The 16,973-nt window shown below is 66.5% G+C and carries 18 protein-coding genes; 2 read left to right on the top strand and 16 right to left on the bottom strand.

Translation table 11 applies throughout. The annotated features are described in order from the left end of the window. Positions 1 to 146 precede the first annotated feature (146 nt). From V5F68_RS24840 to V5F68_RS24905, 14 genes are all read right to left on the bottom strand, one after another. Entirely contained in the window at positions 147 to 566 is a 420-nt protein-coding gene (locus tag V5F68_RS24840; protein ID WP_394015648.1) for a hypothetical protein, read from the bottom strand. Next, the gene (locus tag V5F68_RS24845) at positions 556 to 816 is read right to left on the bottom strand and encodes a type II toxin-antitoxin system Phd/YefM family antitoxin (RefSeq protein ID WP_394015647.1); all 261 of its coding nucleotides are present in this window, start codon (positions 814 to 816) and stop codon (positions 556 to 558) included. Before V5F68_RS24845 ends, V5F68_RS24840 begins: the two co-directional genes overlap by 11 nt. A gap of 72 nt (positions 817 to 888) precedes the next feature. Continuing rightward, positions 889 to 1,821 (bottom strand): DUF2493 domain-containing protein, encoded by a 933-nt coding sequence (locus V5F68_RS24850; protein WP_394015646.1) that lies wholly within the window; start codon positions 1,819 to 1,821, stop codon positions 889 to 891. Between the two features lie 336 nt (positions 1,822 to 2,157). Beyond that, complete coding sequence (locus tag V5F68_RS24855; RefSeq protein WP_394015645.1) at positions 2,158 to 3,219, bottom strand: DUF7146 domain-containing protein; 1,062 nt, start codon at positions 3,217 to 3,219, stop codon at positions 2,158 to 2,160. A 15-nt stretch (positions 3,220 to 3,234) separates the two neighbouring features. Continuing rightward, positions 3,235 to 7,605, bottom strand: coding sequence for a strawberry notch-like NTP hydrolase domain-containing protein (locus V5F68_RS24860; RefSeq protein WP_394015644.1), 4,371 nt, complete (start codon positions 7,603 to 7,605; stop codon positions 3,235 to 3,237). Positions 7,606 to 7,750: 145 nt separating this feature from the next. Further along, a complete protein-coding gene (locus V5F68_RS24865) occupies positions 7,751 to 7,948 on the bottom strand; it encodes a hypothetical protein (protein WP_394015643.1) in 198 nt (65 codons plus the stop codon). A 280-nt stretch (positions 7,949 to 8,228) separates the two neighbouring features. Beyond that, entirely contained in the window at positions 8,229 to 8,528 is a 300-nt protein-coding gene (locus tag V5F68_RS24870; protein WP_394015642.1) for a DUF4326 domain-containing protein, read from the bottom strand. A gap of 150 nt (positions 8,529 to 8,678) precedes the next feature. Beyond that, a complete protein-coding gene (locus V5F68_RS24875; protein ID WP_394015641.1) occupies positions 8,679 to 8,921 on the bottom strand; it encodes a DUF6117 family protein in 243 nt (80 codons plus the stop codon). Between the two features lie 72 nt (positions 8,922 to 8,993). Continuing rightward, entirely contained in the window at positions 8,994 to 9,740 is a 747-nt protein-coding gene (locus V5F68_RS24880; RefSeq protein ID WP_394015640.1) for a hypothetical protein, read from the bottom strand. 112 nt (positions 9,741 to 9,852) lie between these two features. Further along, positions 9,853 to 10,047, bottom strand: a complete 195-nt coding sequence (locus V5F68_RS24885) for a hypothetical protein (protein WP_213375218.1) — start codon at positions 10,045 to 10,047, stop codon at positions 9,853 to 9,855. A 2-nt stretch (positions 10,048 to 10,049) separates the two neighbouring features. After that, positions 10,050 to 10,427 carry a DUF6915 family protein gene (locus V5F68_RS24890; protein WP_213375361.1) on the bottom strand — a complete coding sequence of 126 codons (378 nt, stop codon included), beginning with the start codon at positions 10,425 to 10,427 and terminating at the stop codon, positions 10,050 to 10,052. A gap of 10 nt (positions 10,428 to 10,437) precedes the next feature. Continuing rightward, positions 10,438 to 11,010 carry a DUF6878 family protein gene (locus V5F68_RS24895; protein WP_394015639.1) on the bottom strand — a complete coding sequence of 191 codons (573 nt, stop codon included), beginning with the start codon at positions 11,008 to 11,010 and terminating at the stop codon, positions 10,438 to 10,440. Further along, complete coding sequence (locus V5F68_RS24900; RefSeq protein ID WP_394015638.1) at positions 11,010 to 11,501, bottom strand: UCP036055 family protein; 492 nt, start codon at positions 11,499 to 11,501, stop codon at positions 11,010 to 11,012. Before V5F68_RS24900 ends, V5F68_RS24895 begins: the two co-directional genes overlap by 1 nt. 107 nt (positions 11,502 to 11,608) lie before the next feature. Beyond that, a complete protein-coding gene (locus tag V5F68_RS24905) occupies positions 11,609 to 13,732 on the bottom strand; it encodes a ParB/RepB/Spo0J family partition protein (protein ID WP_394015637.1) in 2,124 nt (707 codons plus the stop codon). 437 nt (positions 13,733 to 14,169) lie between these two features. On the opposite strand from V5F68_RS24905, the gene V5F68_RS24910 reads away from it, so the two are divergent. Next, positions 14,170 to 14,481, top strand: a complete 312-nt coding sequence (locus tag V5F68_RS24910) for a transcriptional repressor TraM (RefSeq protein ID WP_394015636.1) — start codon at positions 14,170 to 14,172, stop codon at positions 14,479 to 14,481. Between the two features lie 21 nt (positions 14,482 to 14,502). On the opposite strand, the gene V5F68_RS24915 is transcribed toward V5F68_RS24910, so the two are convergent. Continuing rightward, positions 14,503 to 15,429: a hypothetical protein gene (locus tag V5F68_RS24915; RefSeq protein WP_394015635.1), complete on the bottom strand. Its 927-nt coding sequence runs from the start codon at positions 15,427 to 15,429 to the stop codon at positions 14,503 to 14,505. Beyond that, positions 15,429 to 16,385 (bottom strand): ArdC family protein, encoded by a 957-nt coding sequence (locus tag V5F68_RS24920; RefSeq protein WP_394015634.1) that lies wholly within the window; start codon positions 16,383 to 16,385, stop codon positions 15,429 to 15,431. Before V5F68_RS24920 ends, V5F68_RS24915 begins: the two co-directional genes overlap by 1 nt. 282 nt (positions 16,386 to 16,667) lie before the next feature. On the opposite strand from V5F68_RS24920, the gene V5F68_RS24925 reads away from it, so the two are divergent. After that, entirely contained in the window at positions 16,668 to 16,973 is a 306-nt protein-coding gene (locus tag V5F68_RS24925; protein WP_213375363.1) for a type II toxin-antitoxin system MqsR family toxin, read from the top strand.

The raw sequence follows: 16,973 nt of genomic DNA on the forward strand, positions 1-16,973 counted from the left end.
ATTCCCATCTTGGGCAACATCGGCCCGCCAGAACCGCTGCCGGGCACCATCGGCAAGCGGGGCCGGCGCTCAGCAACCGCCGTGAGCGAAGAGGCCGACGCGCTCCGCGGTCGGCACAGAAGCCTTCCGGCAAGTCCGTAACACCCCTAGTCGATGCGATCTATGCGCACCTGTCCGGCCCGGAAGAGGGGAGACACCGCGCTCGCAAGTTTCATCATGAAGGAACGACTGAAACGTCCGAGTGCGGGCTCGCCCGCATCGAGATAGAAGGACCGCTCGGCGATATCATAATTGTACTCGCTGACGCTGATCCAGGCCCGCTTGAGATCGCTGAGCCCGCCGCGCCGGCATTCGATTTCGGGAACCTCGATCGCGACCTGCTCGGAGCCCGGTTGGCGGCTTGAAATCGCCAGGAGCGCAAGATGGGTCAGACCGTCAGATCCGCGCACTGCGAGGATAACGCAGACGGGTCGATCCTTTCGACCTTCCGTCTCGCCGCGTTCCTGCTGCCACTTCCAGAGGTACGGATACTGGACGATCGTGCCGGGACGCAGGTCACCGGTCATCGTCGTAGCCTTCGCCCGTCGCCAGACGGTCGACCTCAGCCGAGAACAACGAGGCGACGTCGTCCGGCGTTTCACCGGCGGCGTATGCGCGGCGGGGGTCGCCTTCGCCCCTGATCTTCTGGTAGTGCTCGTAGCTCATCATGACGAAGCGGGGCTTGCGATGCCGCGTGATGACGATCGGCGACTTCGTCGCCGCATCGGTGACTTCGCCGACCTGCTTGTTGAGGTCATTGGTGGTGAAGGCGCGCATGTGAATGCTCCCCGAAAATATCCATGATTTCCATCATATCCATGTTTCCCATGATTTCAAGGGAACCGACGCTCACGCGCCGCCCCCGAACCGCCAGACCGGGATGCCCATCGCCTTCGCCTTGTCGGCCAAGTTGTCGGTGATCCCGGAGCCTGGGAAGACAACGACGCCGATCGGCAGCGCCCTGAGCAATTCGTCGTTGCGCTTGAAAGGCGCCGCCTTGGCGTGCCGCGTCCAGTCGGGCTTGAAGGACACTTGCGGTACCTTGCGCGCATCCGCCCACCTTGAGGCGATGAACTCCGCGCCCTTCGTCGATCCGCCATGGAGCAGCACCAAGTCGGTATGTTTGGCATGTACCTTGTCGAGCACGTCCCAGATCGCCTGGTAGTCGTTGCAGTCGAGGCCGCCGGCGAAGGCGACCTTCACGCCGGCCGGCATCAGAGGCTCGATCTCGATCCGGCGCTTGGCGGCGAGGAAGTCCCGGCTGTCTATGACTGCGGCGGTCAGGTTGCGATGGTTGACCTTCGAACCGGTCCGCGGATGCCACACCGATCCGACATGGGCCTCGAAGAGGTCGGCCGCGTGCTCACGGAAGAACTCCATGGTCTCGCGGCGCTCGATCATGGTCGTGCCCTGGGCGATGAGGCGCTCGAGTTCGACGGAGCGCACCTCCGAGCCGTCCTGTTCCTGCTGGCTCTTGCGCTGGTCGTCCTCATTGCGGTCGAGCTCGCGCTGGATGCGGCCCGCCGCGCGGTGGAACAGGTTGACGGTCGACCAGAGCAGGTCCTCGAGGTCGGGCTCGAGCCGGGTGTCGGCCAGGGTCGCGATGAGGGCATCGAAGATGTCGGCGAGGGCGCCCCGGACCACGGGCTCGTCGGGGAGGGGTCTCGGATCGGGCTCGTCCTGGTGCGGACGGTGGCCGTAGAGCTGCAGTTCGTGGATGACCTGGGATGTCGCGGACGAAGCGTGGATCGGCTCGTCGTCGGGGTGCTGGTCGATCGCCATGGGGATGTCCTCCGTGGGGCGGCGGCCGCGCCCATCGCGGCTTTCGTGGCGATCAGGCGGCGGAGGGGTCGGGCTTGCACCGCCAAGCGCAGCGCGGCGGCCGGAGCATCGCGGAGGAGGGCAGGGCGGCGGCTGTTTTGATTCGCGATGCAAAGGCAGGCTTGCCTGCCGGCGGAAAACAGTTGCCGACCGCACTTGCCGGCCCGGCCGCTCTGACGCCCACTCGCCCTCTAGAAGGCCATGGATGCGGCCCTCTCTCGCCAAGGGACAATCTCCTGCGATCAGCACGACCGGCTCCCCGATGCCGCGCACCTCTTCCCCTCCCGGCGCATTCCGTCACGCCGCGAGCAGGAACCGCGCTCCGTCCTGCGGGACGAGTTGAGACCCCAGATCCTCAGTGAGACTGGGGCTGCCGAGCCGTCGAAGGTCTTCGTTGAAATCGCCCAGCCTCGGCGACAGCGTCAGAACCTCGATCCCGAGCTGCCGCGCACGCCGGCTCAACCGTTCCATCCCACTGCGTCCGGCAGGATCAGCATCGACAGCGACGTAGAGACGCCCCAGCGAAGGCGGGAGCTGGATCGCGGCAAGGTGGTTGGCCGACAGGCCAGCGATCATCGGCATCCTGGGCATGACCATGCGCAGCGACATCATGGTCTCGACGCCTTCGCCGGCCGCCATCACCGGGTTGGATTCGTCGGAGCGCATGCCGAAGCGAACGCCGTTGCCGAGAAGGTCTCCCATCGCCCGCCGCTGCGACGCGACCGGCGCTTTCTCGCCAATGTCGTAGGGATGAAGCCAGGTGCGATGCACGCCGGTGATGCGTCCGCGATCGTCGGTGACGGCTGCGATCAGAGCCGGGAACGTGCGTGTCGGTGCATCATCATGGTCGCGATAATAGCAATGCGGATGGAAACGAAGGAACCGGTCATCGACGATCGCTGAGGCGATGCTACGGTGCTTCAGGTAACCATCGGCCCACGTGTCGGCGATCGGGCGCGCCATGGCGAACAGACGCCGTGCCGCCTCGGCGGTATTGCGCGGCTTCGACGAAAATCGTGATCCAGATAGGGGAGGAGGCTCCGGCAGGGGCAGGCTGAGGAAAGCCCGCGCTTCATCCTTGGCGTCGCGGATGTCGGTGAGGCCACGGTTGAGTGCGATCAGATCCAGCAGGTCGCCATGCTCACCGGTTGCGCCATCGGTCCACTTGCCGGCAGCACCCTTGCCGTAGTCGGGGCCGCTGAGCCTGACATAGAGGGATCGCCCCGGCGTGCCGAGCGTGTCGCCGACAAGCCAATAGCGACCTTCCTTGTGACCGGCACGGAGATAATGCCGGCACACCGCTTCGGCGTGATGCGCGAGGCGGCGTGCCAGCTCGGAGGTCGAGTTGGCGGAGGACATCGTGACGGCCTCCGATCAAGCGGCCGCGCGGTCGATGACCGTCGTGAACGGGTGGCGATCCAGCAGCCGGCCAACGACATCGAAGCCCGACACGCCGACCGGGACGAAGAAGCGCAGCTTCCAGGCGATGATCTCGCTGAAAAGGCCCATCGCGCGGAGCCGGTCCCGCATGCCCTCAGTGAACCCGGTGAGCTCGATGCGATGATCGTTCATCACGCGCACCCGGCGAAGCTGGAGCCCGTCGGCAAGTTGCAGGACGGCGCGGCCGGCCGAGACCGCCTCCCATGCTTCCCCTGTGGTGAGCGTCGGCGCGCCATCCTGGCCAAGATTGCGATAGAGCGTCGATAGTGCCGCCGGCGAAATCAGCCGGCCGATGACGCGCTCGCCGTCATCGGTCTGCAGGCGGTAGACCTTGCAGGTCTCGTCGGGGATTCGCTTCCAGATCGGGAGCAGAAGGCCGGTGACGACATGAAACGTCGACGTCGTGAACTCCGGCAGGTCCGCGATCTCGGCAGACCAGGCCGCAACGAAGCTCTCGCGATCCGCTTCCTCCCAATGCGTCTGCGACAGCGCGTCGAGGCCGATCGCATGCCGCTCCGTCGGCCGCAGCAGGCGGACGCGGCGCTCCACCTCGCCGTCGTCGAGCATCAGGCTCGCAGCGGAAACCTGGACGGCGGCGCGGTTCGACTTGGCATTGATCAGCAGCCTGGCATCACGCTCGGCAACGCGCTGCAACGCCTCGTCGAGCGACATCGGCTCGTTGCGATCCTTCCGCGCGATCGTGAAGACGCGGGTTTCGGCGCCGGAGGCGTCATGGACGTAGACGGTGCGGCGCTTGGCGACGACCATGCTGTCGGCCCGCACGGTCTCGACGCCGGCGTCGTAGTGACCCGAGGCAATGGCCCCCTCGATCTTCGCCACCAGGATGGTCTCGAAGACATCGAAGAGCAGGTTTTGCGTGCCGATGGTCAGAGCGAGCAAACGGTTCAGGAAGGTGGTGATCGCCGGCAGCTCCTCCCGGATCGATCCGTCGCTATCGGTCAGCGAAAGGCCCGTGGCGCTCTCGAACTGCTGCAGCGAGCACCCGTCGATCTTGCCAGTGAGGAGGCGCAGATAGAATTGCCGCAGCGCCGCTTTCGCGTAAGCCGATTCGAGATTGTCATCGGCGCGGAACAGGCCCTGGCCGCCGGTCTGGCGCTGGCCCTTGGTGATGGCGCCGAGCGTGTCGAGCCGGCGCGCGATCGTCGACAGGAAGCGCTTTTCCGCCTTCACATTGGTCGCAACCGGACGGAAGAGAGGCGGCTGCGCCTGATTGGTGCGGTTCGTCCGCCCGAGGCCCTGGATGGCCGTGTCGGCTTTCCACCCGGCCTCGAGGAGGTAGTGGACGCGCAGGCGCCGGTTCCGCGCCGAGAGTTCGGCGTGGTAGCTGCGGCCGGTGCCGCCCGCATCGGAGAAGACGAGGATGCGCTTGTCGTCGTCCATGAACGCCTGCGTCTCGGCGAGGTTTGCGGAGCCCGGGCGATTTTCGACGGCAAGGCGATCGAGGCCGTCCTTGCCGGCCTTGCGCACGATACGGCGGGACCGGCCGGTGACCTCTGCGACAATATCCGTCCCGAAGCGCTGGATGATCTGATCGAGTGCGCTCTGGACGGGATCGAGCCCCGCGAGATGCTCGATCATCCGGTCGCGGCGCGCCACGGCCTCGCGGCATTGCACCGGATGGCCATCCTCGAAGACCGGCCGCGACGACAGATTGCCCTCGCTGTCCGTGAAAGGCTGAAAAAGCTGCGTCGGAAAGGAATGCTGGAGATAGTCCAGCACGTATTCCCTCGGCGTCACGTCGACCTGGATATCGCCCCAGTCCTCGGTCGGGATCTCGGCGAGCCGTCGCTCGAGCAGAGCCTCGCCGGTCGACACGATCTGAATAACCGCCGCGTGGCCAGCGGCGAGATCCTGATCGACGGCAGCGATCAGGCTCGGGGTTTTCATCGCGGTAATGAGGTGGCTAAAGAAGCGCTGCTTCGAACTTTCAAACGCCGAGAGCGCGGCCGACATCGCCTGGCCATTGAGCGTGCCCTTGCTCGAGCGGATGTTCGAGGCTTCCATCGCCGCGCGCAGGTTGTTGTGGATGATCTGGAAGGCGCCGGCATAAGCATCGTAGATGCGGATCTGATCGGGGGTGAGCTGATGCTCGACGAGCTCATATTCGACGCCCTCATAGGAGAGCGACCGCGCGGCGTAGAGCCCGAGCGCCTTCAGGTCGCGCGCCAGCACCTCCATCGCGGCGACGCCACCGTCTTCGATGGCGGCGACGAATTCCGCGCGATTGGCGAAGGGGAAGTCGGTGCCGCCCCACAGGCCGAGGCGCTGGGCGTAGGCCAGGTTCTCGACGGTCGTCGCGCCCGTCGCCGAGACGTAGAGGATGCGGGCGTCCGGCAACGCGTGCTGCAGCCGCAGTCCGGCCTTGCCCTGCTGCGAGGCCGCCTGGTCGCCGCGCTCGGTCTTGCCGCCGGCGGCGTTGGCCATGGCGTGGGCCTCGTCGAACACGATCACGCCATCGAAGTCCTTGCCGAGCCAGTCGACGATCTGCTGGACGCGGCTGACCTTACCCTCGCGCTCCTGCGAGCGGATCGTGGCGTAGGTGGTGAACAGGATGCCTTCGTCGAGGCGGATCGCCGAGCCCTGGCGAAACCGCGACAGTGGCGTGACCAGGAGACGTTCCTGGCCGAGGGCCGACCAGTCGCGCTGCGCATCTTCCAGCAGCTTGTCCGACTTCGAGACCCAGACGGCGCGCCGACGGCCGTGCAGCCAATTGTCGAGCAGGACGCCGGCGACCTGGCGGCCCTTACCGGCCCCCGTCCCGTCGCCGAGGAACCAGCCGCGCCTGAAACGAACCGCGTTCTCGGCATCGTCTGGCGCCGCGGCGACCACGTCATAGGTCGCATCGACCGTCCAGGACCCCGCGAGATGACCCGCATGGGCCTCGCCGGCATAGATCACGCTCTCCAGCTGCGCGTCGGAGAGCAGGCCCTCGGTGATCACTTTCGCGGGGAGCCGCGGGCGACAGGCCGGCTTGGGCGGCGCGACCGAGGCCATTGCCGCCGATTGCACCAGAAGGGTCGGATGCGGCATCGCGTCCGGAATCCGGATCGATTGCAGCGCGTAGCCCTCATAGATCGCGTCCGAGAGGCTGCCGCGCTCGGTCGGCGCCCAATCCACGGTCTCGTATGCGAGCTCGACAACCGGCTCGTCAGGCGCCGGCAGCATGGTCGAACGAAGTGGACGCGACGCGGTCGATGGGATCTGGCGCGGCTGCCTGACGATCGACGGGGAGGACGAGCGAGCCGCCGCCATCCCAATGGGCGCGCGCTTCGGCAGCCGCTCGGCGATCCAGTCCAGCAGCATGCCGACGTCGGACGCGGCACCGGGCGAGACCGGAAACGCGCTCGCATCCTCGGCTGGCACCTTGTCGATGACCGTCAGCCTCGTCTCGATCGTCGTGCCGTGAGGCGCGTAGACGCGGCCGTCAATGGCTGCGGAGAACACGACGCGCCCACGTTCCTGGAGGCGGATGAAGCCGTCGCGCCACCGTGGCGCATCCGGCGCCATGCTCGCTCCGGTGATCGCGACCAGTCGGCCGCCGTCCCTCAACCTCGCGAAGGCAGACACGAGATGCTGGAACGCGGCGTCCCGCACTGTCCCATCGACATGAGCGGCAACGGAGAATGGCGGGTTCATCAGGACGACGGTGGGGCCACTGCCCTCGTCGAGCCGATCATCGATCTGGGCCGCATCGTGGTGCGTGACCGTGACCGAAGGAAACAGCATCCCGAGCAGATCCGCGCGCGTCGCGGCAAGCTCGTTGAGCATCATGCTCACGCCAGGCTGCTCCGCAAGAATGGCGAGGAGCCCGGTGCCGGCCGAGGGTTCGAGCACGACGTCCCCGTCCGTGACGCCAGCGGCAACAGCCGCGACGAAGCCGAGGTCGATCGGCGTCGAGAACTGCTGAAAGCTCTGGCTTTCCTCGGAGCGACGGGTCTGGGTCGGCAGCAGCGCCGCGACGCGCGAGAGCATCGCGAGAAGCGCCGCGGGCTTTGCCGCCTGCCGGCGCATGGCCGGGCCATACTTGCGCAGGAACAGGACCTGCGCGGCCTCGCAGGCCTCATAGGCGTCGCGCCAGAGCCACCTGCCATCCGAATCCGAGCCGCCGGTGGCCGCCTCCATCGCACTGCGGAGAATGGGGGTGGTGATGCGGCGCCCGCGTGCGAGCTCTGGCAGAAGGAACTCGGCGGCCGCAAGAATTTGGGCTGCAGTCAATGGGGCGGACGAGGCGGGAGCCGGAGATACAGCGGCACCTGCTGCAGACGAGGGGGAAAGGCCGTTCATGTGGGACGATCCGGGAGAGCTGGGACGGGCAATCCGCCGGTCGCTCTCTCTCAGTCCCGGCCGGATCCCCCCGTTCCGGCCTTTCTCTCACTCTCGGGTCGGCACGCCTGGCCGCGGCACTTGGCGGCGGCCAGCGCGCGGCGGGTCAGGAAACATCGAAGTCATCAGCCAGGCCAAGCTCTTTCAGCCTCGCGACATCTTCGAGACGGACAATTTCGAAGTCGTCGGATCGGTGGCTGAACTCGCCGCGCCACACCTCTCCGAGCGTCGCCCACGCCCCATCCGGCCACACTGCGATATCGTAGGGATGGTACGGCGGCGTCTGCATGGTCGTCCTGCTCATGATCCAGTCTTTCTGAAATTGGTCGGGGTCATTCCCGATGACGCCATAGGAGAGGGCTGGACGGCGCGGTCACCGAGTAGACGAGGGGAACCCCTCGCGGGTTGACCGACACAGCCGGCGAGACCGCTACCAAGGTGGCAATGGAAGGGATGGCCACGGCTCATACACGGGGCATGGGCAAGATGACCGCCAGGACAGACGGTATGCCGTAACCGGAACTATGCCGGATCGCGCCGGAACAGCGGGGACGCCTCCATGGGTACATGATGAATCGGCGGCGTTAGGCCGCCTGGCGCCACCAGGCGATGCGCTCCTCGCGCGTCGCGCTGGCGAGCCGCAGCAGGAGGTCGCCATGGCACGCTGCCGGCGCGCAGAAGCAGACGAGATCGTGACCGCGAAGCTCGTCGAGAGCTCGAAGAAGATGATGCTGGTCATGCAGCCAGCGCTCATGTTTCGCGATGACGGTCGCACGATCGCCATCGGGGCCAATCCTGAATGGATTGCCCCACTTTGTCCCGCGGCCGATATAGATGGCGCCGTGCGGGACGCCGACCTTGTGCTTGTTGAGAACCTTGCACATCGCCGTCACCTCCTGATCCGCGCTGCAACGGCATGTCGGCGGGACGCAGCCAGGCTTTGCAGGTCACGCTCGACCTCATGGTCGGGGCGGAAACGGCGTGTCCGTTGACCCGCAAAGTGCGGCGTCCAGACAGGACCTGTTGCGGGCGCGTCAGGTCGACGGCGATGTCGCCGGCGGTTCGAGAGGCGGCAGATAGGCGTCGTAGGGGTCCGCATCGGCGAGACGACCAAAGGGGGTCATCGTGAAGTCGGCGCCGTCGCGACCGACGGCACAGATCACGTATCGCGGCGCACCGGTCACCGCGTCAGCACATTCCAGCAAAGCGAGGTTTCCGTCGCGGGCGGCCCGCAGGAGCGTCTGGAAGTTCGCGCGTGCATGGTCGGGTATAGCCATGGCAGGTCTCCTGAATCAAAAGCCCGGCACAGTGGCCGGGCGCAAACGGAGGCGTGAGCAGGGAAGGGGAGGTCAGCCGGGCGCCTGATCGCGCCTCTCGGCGGCACGAATGGCCGCGACCGCCGCGCGAAACTCGGCGGCGCCTTGTTCTTCCGACAGATCGCTGCAAGCGACGACATCGAGACAGGCGGAGCGAATGTCGCTCTCGGTCACCGCGTCCGGGTTGATCGAGGTGAGATCGGGGTCGGCCCCGATCGCCTCGGCAATCTGCTCCTTGACCGCGTGCTCGCGGACACGAAGAAGAACATGCGTGCCGGCATAGAGGGCATCATGCGCATCGTCTCCAAGGAAGTCCTCGACGATGTCGTTGGTGGATTTGCCACGGATGGCGTCAGCCGTGATGACGACGGCCATGCCATCGAAACCGTCCGGACGCATCCGGGTGCAGGTGAAGGCGGAGATGGCGGTGACATGGTCGAGCGTCGGCGAGCGCCGGACGATGTCCTGCAGGATGAATTCCCACGACATCCCGCTGAGGTCGATCTCGACATGGGTGTCGTCATCGGTGAGCGCCGCGATCCTTTCAGAGATATAGGCGTTCACGGTACTCTCGGTGTCGGCCGAGGCGGCGATCGCACGCCGAAGGTCTCGAACCGGGAGCTCGAAGCTGTCGCTCGGACCGATCTCGGCGAAGAGGTACAGACCGTCTCCGTCCGCCTCGGTGTCGAAGATGTGGCCGAGGATCAAGCGCTCGAGCGCCGTCATGTCGGCACTGGGGATGGTCGGTTGGATCACCGTGGGAGAGTGATAGTCAGCCATTAGGTCTGCTCCTGAAATGAAAAGCCCGGCGCGAGGGCCGGGAAGCGGCAAGGACGGACGACGTGTTCGCATCGGCGGATGCGACGGATCGCGATGGTGGACGACGAGCGCGTCACAGGCGGAATGTGCGGACGAGCTCCTGAGCGTTGCGGTGATGTTCGAGCATCACGCGATAGAACTGCTTGCGCTGGGCACGCTTGGCGGGATCGTGCCGGGCTTGTCGCGCGAGCTTGCGAGACGCGGCGCGGACGACGGCTTGCCAGCTCGCATGAACGGTGATGTCGAGCCGAAGATAAGTGCCGTACATGATCAGGCCGCCTCCGTGCTCGCTGCCGCCAGGGCGGGATCGACCTGGAGTTCAAGGCGCTGCGCGCGCCCCATCCAGGGCTCCGGGCGGATGGTCCGAACCCAATCGGCGAAGGACGGGATGAAGCCGAGATCCTCCTGAACGTGCTGTTCGCCGACCCAGCGGGTCGGGATCACACGGCCGGTCGAGAGCGTGATCGTGGTGCCGAAAATGGTCTCCGCCATGAAGATGCCCTCGGCGTGGTGCCGCAAGGCGCGGTGGCGAAAGTCCGCGGTGATCTGCTTCGATGCATCGAACCAGCTATGAATTGCGAGATAGTCCTCGACCGTTCCGCCCCATTTCTTCACCGAGGACAGGGCGTGGTGATAGGGATGTGCCATCGTCGCCTCCTCAGAACTCGTGGACGTAGTTTTCGGTGGCGCTGTAGCGCTCGTTGTAGTCGAGGCTGATCGACCGCTGTTCGACGTCGAATGTGAAATCGCCATAGGCGCCGTCGCCGTCCGGCCATCCGCCATGGGTCTGGCCGAGGAAGTCGTAGGCGAGTTCCTCGATGGCGGCCCGCAGCGACAGCAACTGCGTCCTGGCTTCCGGCTCACCCCACGCAAGCCCGGCTATTTCGACCAGGGTGTCCGGAAGCGAGACGGCCTCGGCTCCCGCGAGGGCGTCGATGCTCTCGATCTGCCCACTATCGCCATAGCCGTCGAAATTGACGGCGACACTGGTGATGCCGGCGGCCGCGAGCGCGTCGAACAGCGTCGCCGGCTGGCAGACCTGCACATAGATCTGCTCGCCATGGAGAGTGATTTCGCCCGAGACGGCGATGCCGCCCTGGTTCGAGCGGAGATCGAAGCGGCCGGCAGGAAGCCGCAATTCAGCGACGAGCTGGCGCAGGCGCGCTCGGGCCGTCGCGTGGAACCGGCGCTTACGTTCAGCGTGATAGGAGCAGTCGGCGTACCAGTCCATCACACGGCCTCCCGCGCCGGAGACCCCGATGCGTCGGCGTCGGCGGATGCATCGCCGAGGTCGTCGACCCGCTCGATGCGGGCCTGGGGGTGGCGGTTCTGCCTGAGCCAGGCGTCGGCCGCGGCGCGGTCATTGGCGAGATGGAGAAGCTCGACGGCTTCGCCATAGGGCCGCACGATGCGCCAGCTATCGGGCTTGGGAACGTCGATCACCTCGAACTGCAAGGCGCTGTCGACACCATAGGTACGGTGGACGATGACGAGCACGACATTGGCGCTGCTGATGTCGCCCTCATGCAAGGTAATGGTGGCGGGACTGGCAAGCCGGCCGGTGACGAAGGGCGGCGATTTGCGGATGAGCCGGCCGATGCCGTTTGACCGCTCCCACGCTGTGAGCTTCCTGGTGAAACGCGCGGGTGGCCGCGGGCGGCCGTCGGAGAACCGGATGATGGCGCCAAGCGGGGCGGTGTCGTAGATCGCTTTCGCGGACATGCTGAGGCTCCAGAAACGACGAAGCCCGGCGCGGGGCCGGGCTCGTCTGCGGGATGATGGGTGAGAAAGTGCCGGGGCGACCGATGCCGCCCCGGCGTGTCAGCGGATCACTCGGCCGCGTCGAGGTGTTCGAGCTCGCCGTCGGGATCGCCATCCGCGCCTTCGTCGGCATCGATGTCACCGGCGAGGAATTCAGGCAGGTCCTCGTCGCCCGCGTCGCCGGCCGATGCGTCGAGTTCCTCGTCGGACATCTCGCGCGTGCGCAGCGGCTCGGGAAGCCAGCTGGAATCGGCGAGCAGGCGCTGGGCTTCCGCCGCCATGTCGGCCTTCTTCAGGTGGTCGATGAGCTGGGCGGACTGCTCGCCCTTCGCCTCGCGAACCGCCTCGAGGATCCGGACCTTGGGCACGCGGCCGAGATAGTTCTCGACGGTGGGAACCCAGCCGACTGCCGCCATGTCCAGCGTCACGGCGCGCGCCAGATGATCGGCGTGAGCCTGCCGGTCCTTGTTGCGGTTCCAGGGCTCATGCACGGCGTTCACCGAGAGCGACGCGCAGTACGCGAAGAGCGCCTGGCGGCTGTCGCCGTCGAAAGCGACCAGGGCATTCCACAGGTCTGCCGACTTCTCCGGCAGGTGCTTCTGCCATTCTTCGTGCCGCTCGCCGATCGCCTTGGCGGACGGCGTGTCCTTCAGGCCCGGTGCCTGAGCCGTGAAGCCGGTGCTCTTGGCGGTGATCTCGACGCAGGTGTCCGACGCATAGCGGTAGAAGGCGTTCAGCACGAGCACGTGCAGCACCGCGAGGAAGGCCGTGTCGAAGTTCGCCCCGACCGCCTCGCGCAGGGCCAGCGTGCGATGCGCCGTCAGCTCGATGATCAGACGCTCGGAAAGCGGACGGAGGGCGTCCTCCTCCGGTTCCGACTCCGCGCCACCGCTCTCGCCTGCGGGCTCGCCGCCGACGGTGATCGCCGCCTGCGAGGTAGATGCACGAACGCCCGCACCGGGGTTGTCGCCCCCGATCTCCGAGCCGGCATCGGCGTCAGGGGCTACCTCGTCGTCCGGCCTGACGAAGCCACGCTCGATCTCGAGCGCACCATCCTCATCGATGCTGACGAACACGCCGGCGCGCGCGATCTCGGCCGTATCGTAGCGAAGCGGGCGAAGCTCAAAGGCGGCGATCGCCGTCTCCAACTCGCCGAAGCGCTCGTCGACCTCGTCGGGAAGCTCGTCGGCGCTGTCATACTGCTCGTTCAGCGCATCGAACTCGGCCTTGAGCGCCTCGTAGCCCGCAAGCTCCTCCGTCGACATGTCGATCGGTTCGCCAACCAGACGGCGCAGGCCGTTCGCGTAGCCGTACTTGAAGTCGAGTGCCGCCGAGACCCATTTCCAACCCTCGCTCGCGATGGCCTGCGCCTCCACCTTGAGCTTGTCGTCGACCAGCCGGTCGAGAAGCGCCGGATCCTGCAGCCAGCCGCCATGATCGTCGGTGAAGAGATCACGCATCACCACGCCGCCGGCGGCTTCATAGGCGTCGAGGCCGACGAACTGAGCGCGACGGTCGCTGACGCGCACCGCGCTCTCGGTGAGAAGCCTGCGGATGTAATAGGCCTCCTTGTTGTAGGAACGGGACAGGCTGTCCCAGACCTGCTCCTGGCGGGCATGGTCCGAGGAGACGCTGAACGCGGTGAGCTGCTCCAGCGTCATATCCTCGGCCGCATAGACCTCGAGCAGCTTTTCCGAGACGGTCGTGAGCCGCAGCCGCTGCTTGACGACATTGACCGGCACGAAGAAGCGTGCGGCGATCTCCTCCTCGCTAAGGCCCTTGTCGATCAGGGCCTTGAAGCTGCGGAACTGGTCGAGCGGGTGGAGCGCCTGGCGCTGGACGTTCTCGGCAAGCGAATCCTCCTCCGCCGAGGTGCCGGACGAGGCGTCCCCGACGACGCAGGGCACCAACGCAGTCTTGGCGAGGCGCTTCTGCTTCACGAGGAGTTCGAGGGCACGATAGCGGCGGCCGCCGGCGGGAACCTCGTACATGCCGGTCTCGGTTCCCTCCTCGTCGAGCACGGGGCGGACATTCAGGCTCTGCAACAGCTTGCGGCGGGCGATATCCTCCGCCAGTTCCTCGACGCTCACGCCGGCCTTGATCCGGCGAACATTCGCCTGGGACAGGATCAGCTTGTTGAAGGCGATGTCCCGGGCGCCGTTCAGGACGATCTTCTGGATGGCAGGTGCCATGTTCGTTCTCCGTGGCGGACCGGCCGGGAGCCTCTCTCCCCGCCTCCTGATCCGTCACGAAGTGACCCGGCCCCTCTCTCGCTCTCGGCTCGGGCACGAACGGCCGCAGCCCGGCCGGCGCCCGCGACGGAAATGTTGACGGCCGAACAACGATCTGGAACCGAGCGCCCCGACTCGGTATGAAGACTGCGGGGCGGTACGCGCCGCCCTGGGGCGTGGAAACCCCAAGAGTACCGGTTTGGCGCCGGCCGTTACGGCGCCGGATTCCTTGACCATGCGGTCGGGGAGCCTGCGACGTATGTCCAGGCGCCCCCGGGTGCTAAAGGTCGTAGGGACCGGGTACTCTCGGTTTTCCAACTCCCCGATCATGGGTGGTCGAGGGCATGTTTGCGGGGGCGGACCGCAGACACATGCCCTGGGAGTGGGAGACCTGAAATATGGCGAAGGTTGCCGCACCCGAGCCAGGTTCCCTGGAGGAGCGCGCCGTCGCCGCGCACCGCGCCTATCTGATGGCGCTGGTCGCGTGGGAGCGCACGCTGCACCGGATGAACTGCGCAATCTGCAGCCCTTCAGATCTGTGCGAGAACGAGCGTGTGCAAGTCTGTGTCGCTGCCGAAGCCGAGAAAGAATCACGTCGGATCGCGTTCCGTGATCTCTGTGACGAACTTGGATTTGTTCCCGCCGGCCATGTTATTGCGTTGCCGGCGGAAGAATTATCGGCCTGCTGTGATTTAGCTTCGTCGCATTGAAGCGGAGTTGAGATCATCGGCTCAGACGCCGCACAGGCCTTCGCATTCGTTCGCGAAGAGATCCTGCTGACCGCGGTCGGCGGCGGTCGACAGATCCGCCTGCTCCAGCGGAACGGCCGAACGATGGAGGTAGAGCTCGGCGCGCATGCCCCGCATGCCTGTTCGAATCGCGCGGTCGACGGTGACCGCGTCACGCCACCCTTCCGCGTCGTGGTCGCGAAGAGCGCGCCACATGGCGTCGCTGTGGAACGGACACCCGATGCAGCTGCTCTTCGGCGGTCGAGGATATCCGTGCCGATCGAGCCAGCGCAGGCAATCCCAACGGCCCATCCGTTGTTCGATCAGGGGCCAGCGATTGACCTGCCAGGCTTCCCGGCTCGGCTTCATCCGGACCACTTCGTCTAGCGAGATGCCGATCCACTGTTCGACGACAGCGTGGTTCGGCGAGTGTCGGCCGGTGAGACCTGCGAGCTCCCGGACCTTCCTGCGGATGGGCACGATCTTGTACTCTGACGTGCATTGGCGGCGGATCATGCCGACGTCGACGAGATCGGTCGCGAGGACCCGCTCGCCGATCTGGACGTCTTCGCCATCCTCATCTTCGCCATAGACGGCGATCGGGGAGCCCGCGGGCGTCACGGTGCGGGTGAAAGCGGGGATCGAAGCCCACCGCAGGCCGCAGGCGCCGTCCAGGAGATCGTCGCGGAGATTGCCAGCCGCCACCACATGCACCGGAAATGGCAGGACCGCCTCCGAACGGAGCCAGGCGAGATGATCGTAGACCGCGCGTGGCTCCCAGCCGGTGTCCGCGAAGATGGCGCAGTGGGGACGGGGCCCCAGCTCACCATGCGCGGCCATCAGGGCGAGGGTGGTCGACTGTACGCCGGCGCCGAGGCTGAGGACACGGAACGGCTCAGTCGGTTTGGGTCCGGGCAGGGGGCCGCGCATCACGCCGCCTCCTGCTTGTCGCCGTCCGCGTCCTCGTCTGCCAATCCATCAGCGTCCGGAAGCAGGGTCAGTAGATAGTCGGCTGCCTTGGAGGCGGCGCTGGCAGCGCGGACGATGGCACGATTGTCCTCGCGAACGACGTCCAACCAGGCGCCGAGATAGTCGGCATGGCGCACGGTCGGGACGATGCCGATCGACGCGCAGACGAAGGCGGCCGAGAGCTCGGCCACGCATTCCTCGACGAAGTAGGGCTTAGAGCCGAATTGCCCGCTCTGGTCGCGTCCGAGACGCGTCCGTGCCCCCGTCCAATGCGACAGCTCATGGGCGGCGGTGCGGGCGAAATTGATCGGGATGTGGAAGGCGCCGGGACGTGGCACTTGGATGTAGTCGTGCCGGGTGTCGTAAAAGGCCTGGTCGCCGCCGAGACGAAAATCGGCGCCGCTGGCCTTGATGAGGGCGTCGATCGCCGGCGGCACGACGGCGTCGGGAACAGCGGGCACCGGCGCCGTCAGCGTGTCGGGGAGACCGTCGCACTGGTCGGCGTTGAAGACGGTGAAGCGCTTCAGGAAGGGGATGCCGCCGCGCCCGTCACGGTCCCGGCTGTCGCGCGCATTGTCCTCGCCCGGCGTGAAGCGGCTGGCATAGACGACGGTGGTGCCATGCTCGCCCTTGCGCACGCTGCCGCCGAGCCCGAGCGCCTGGCGGAAGGTGAGCCAGTGCTGGGTGCTGAAGCCGTGCTCGATGACGGTGTGCCAGAGAATGAGGATGTTGATACCGGAGTATTTTCGCCCCGTCGTGGCGTTTCGCGGCATGGCCAGCGGGGCGGCGGCGGCGGACCAGGGCTGGACCCAGGGGACGCGGCCGGCCTCCAATTCGGCGATGATGCGGTCGGTGATGTCCTGGTAGAGTGACGCCCGGTTCGGGGCAGGGCGCCGGCGGGTGGCTGCATGGTCCATGGCGGGTCTCCGCGACGGGCCGGCCGCGAGCCACTCTCGCTGGTCCCTCGACCCGTCACGGCCGGACCGGCCACCCTCTCGCTCTCCTGGAGGGCCTGCCTCCCGCGCCCATCCTTTCCCGGCGATCCGCGGCTTGGCCTCTGCCGCGCGACCGATCGTTACCGCAGGCGCAGACCCGGGACGGGGCTGCGTGGAGACGGTGCAGCCGGCGGCATAGAGCGGGGTCCGACCCCCATCGGACGCGCCCTTGAACTGCCACCTTTATGGTGGCATATTTCGACCATGGAGAAGCGGCGGCCGACCTATGATCTCGAGGCCATCAAACTGGCACTGGGGTCGGTCGACCGCTTGGCGATGACGACATCGGCGCTGCGGGATGCGACGGCGCTCGGATTCGATCGTGGTGGCATCGTCGAGACGATTATCGGCATCGAGCGGCGCATGTTCTTCAAGTCGATGACAACGTTCGCCGATCATCGCGTCTGGCAGGACGTCTATCATGTGCCGGCGCGGGGATTGACGCTCTATGTGAAGTTCCAGGCGGACGTCATCACCGAGTTCACGGTCATGTCGTTCAAGGAGAAATGA

Source organism: Roseixanthobacter pseudopolyaromaticivorans (assembly GCF_043195145.2).
Lineage (GTDB): Bacteria > Pseudomonadota > Alphaproteobacteria > Rhizobiales > Xanthobacteraceae > NCEH01.

Coding starts and splice junctions, on each gene's coding strand:
- V5F68_RS24840 (WP_394015648.1), bottom strand. CDS start 566: ATGACCGGTGACCTGCGTCCCGGCACGATCGTCCAGTATCCGTACCTC.
- V5F68_RS24845 (WP_394015647.1), bottom strand. CDS start 816: ATGCGCGCCTTCACCACCAATGACCTCAACAAGCAGGTCGGCGAAGTC.
- V5F68_RS24850 (WP_394015646.1), bottom strand. CDS start 1,821: ATGGCGATCGACCAGCACCCCGACGACGAGCCGATCCACGCTTCGTCC.
- V5F68_RS24855 (WP_394015645.1), bottom strand. CDS start 3,219: ATGTCCTCCGCCAACTCGACCTCCGAGCTGGCACGCCGCCTCGCGCAT.
- V5F68_RS24860 (WP_394015644.1), bottom strand. CDS start 7,605: ATGAACGGCCTTTCCCCCTCGTCTGCAGCAGGTGCCGCTGTATCTCCG.
- V5F68_RS24865 (WP_394015643.1), bottom strand. CDS start 7,948: ATGAGCAGGACGACCATGCAGACGCCGCCGTACCATCCCTACGATATC.
- V5F68_RS24870 (WP_394015642.1), bottom strand. CDS start 8,528: ATGTGCAAGGTTCTCAACAAGCACAAGGTCGGCGTCCCGCACGGCGCC.
- V5F68_RS24875 (WP_394015641.1), bottom strand. CDS start 8,921: ATGGCTATACCCGACCATGCACGCGCGAACTTCCAGACGCTCCTGCGG.
- V5F68_RS24880 (WP_394015640.1), bottom strand. CDS start 9,740: ATGGCTGACTATCACTCTCCCACGGTGATCCAACCGACCATCCCCAGT.
- V5F68_RS24885 (WP_213375218.1), bottom strand. CDS start 10,047: ATGTACGGCACTTATCTTCGGCTCGACATCACCGTTCATGCGAGCTGG.
- V5F68_RS24890 (WP_213375361.1), bottom strand. CDS start 10,427: ATGGCACATCCCTATCACCACGCCCTGTCCTCGGTGAAGAAATGGGGC.
- V5F68_RS24895 (WP_394015639.1), bottom strand. CDS start 11,010: ATGGACTGGTACGCCGACTGCTCCTATCACGCTGAACGTAAGCGCCGG.
- V5F68_RS24900 (WP_394015638.1), bottom strand. CDS start 11,501: ATGTCCGCGAAAGCGATCTACGACACCGCCCCGCTTGGCGCCATCATC.
- V5F68_RS24905 (WP_394015637.1), bottom strand. CDS start 13,732: ATGGCACCTGCCATCCAGAAGATCGTCCTGAACGGCGCCCGGGACATC.
- V5F68_RS24910 (WP_394015636.1), top strand. CDS start 14,170: ATGGCGAAGGTTGCCGCACCCGAGCCAGGTTCCCTGGAGGAGCGCGCC.
- V5F68_RS24915 (WP_394015635.1), bottom strand. CDS start 15,429: ATGCGCGGCCCCCTGCCCGGACCCAAACCGACTGAGCCGTTCCGTGTC.
- V5F68_RS24920 (WP_394015634.1), bottom strand. CDS start 16,385: ATGGACCATGCAGCCACCCGCCGGCGCCCTGCCCCGAACCGGGCGTCA.
- V5F68_RS24925 (WP_213375363.1), top strand. CDS start 16,668: ATGGAGAAGCGGCGGCCGACCTATGATCTCGAGGCCATCAAACTGGCA.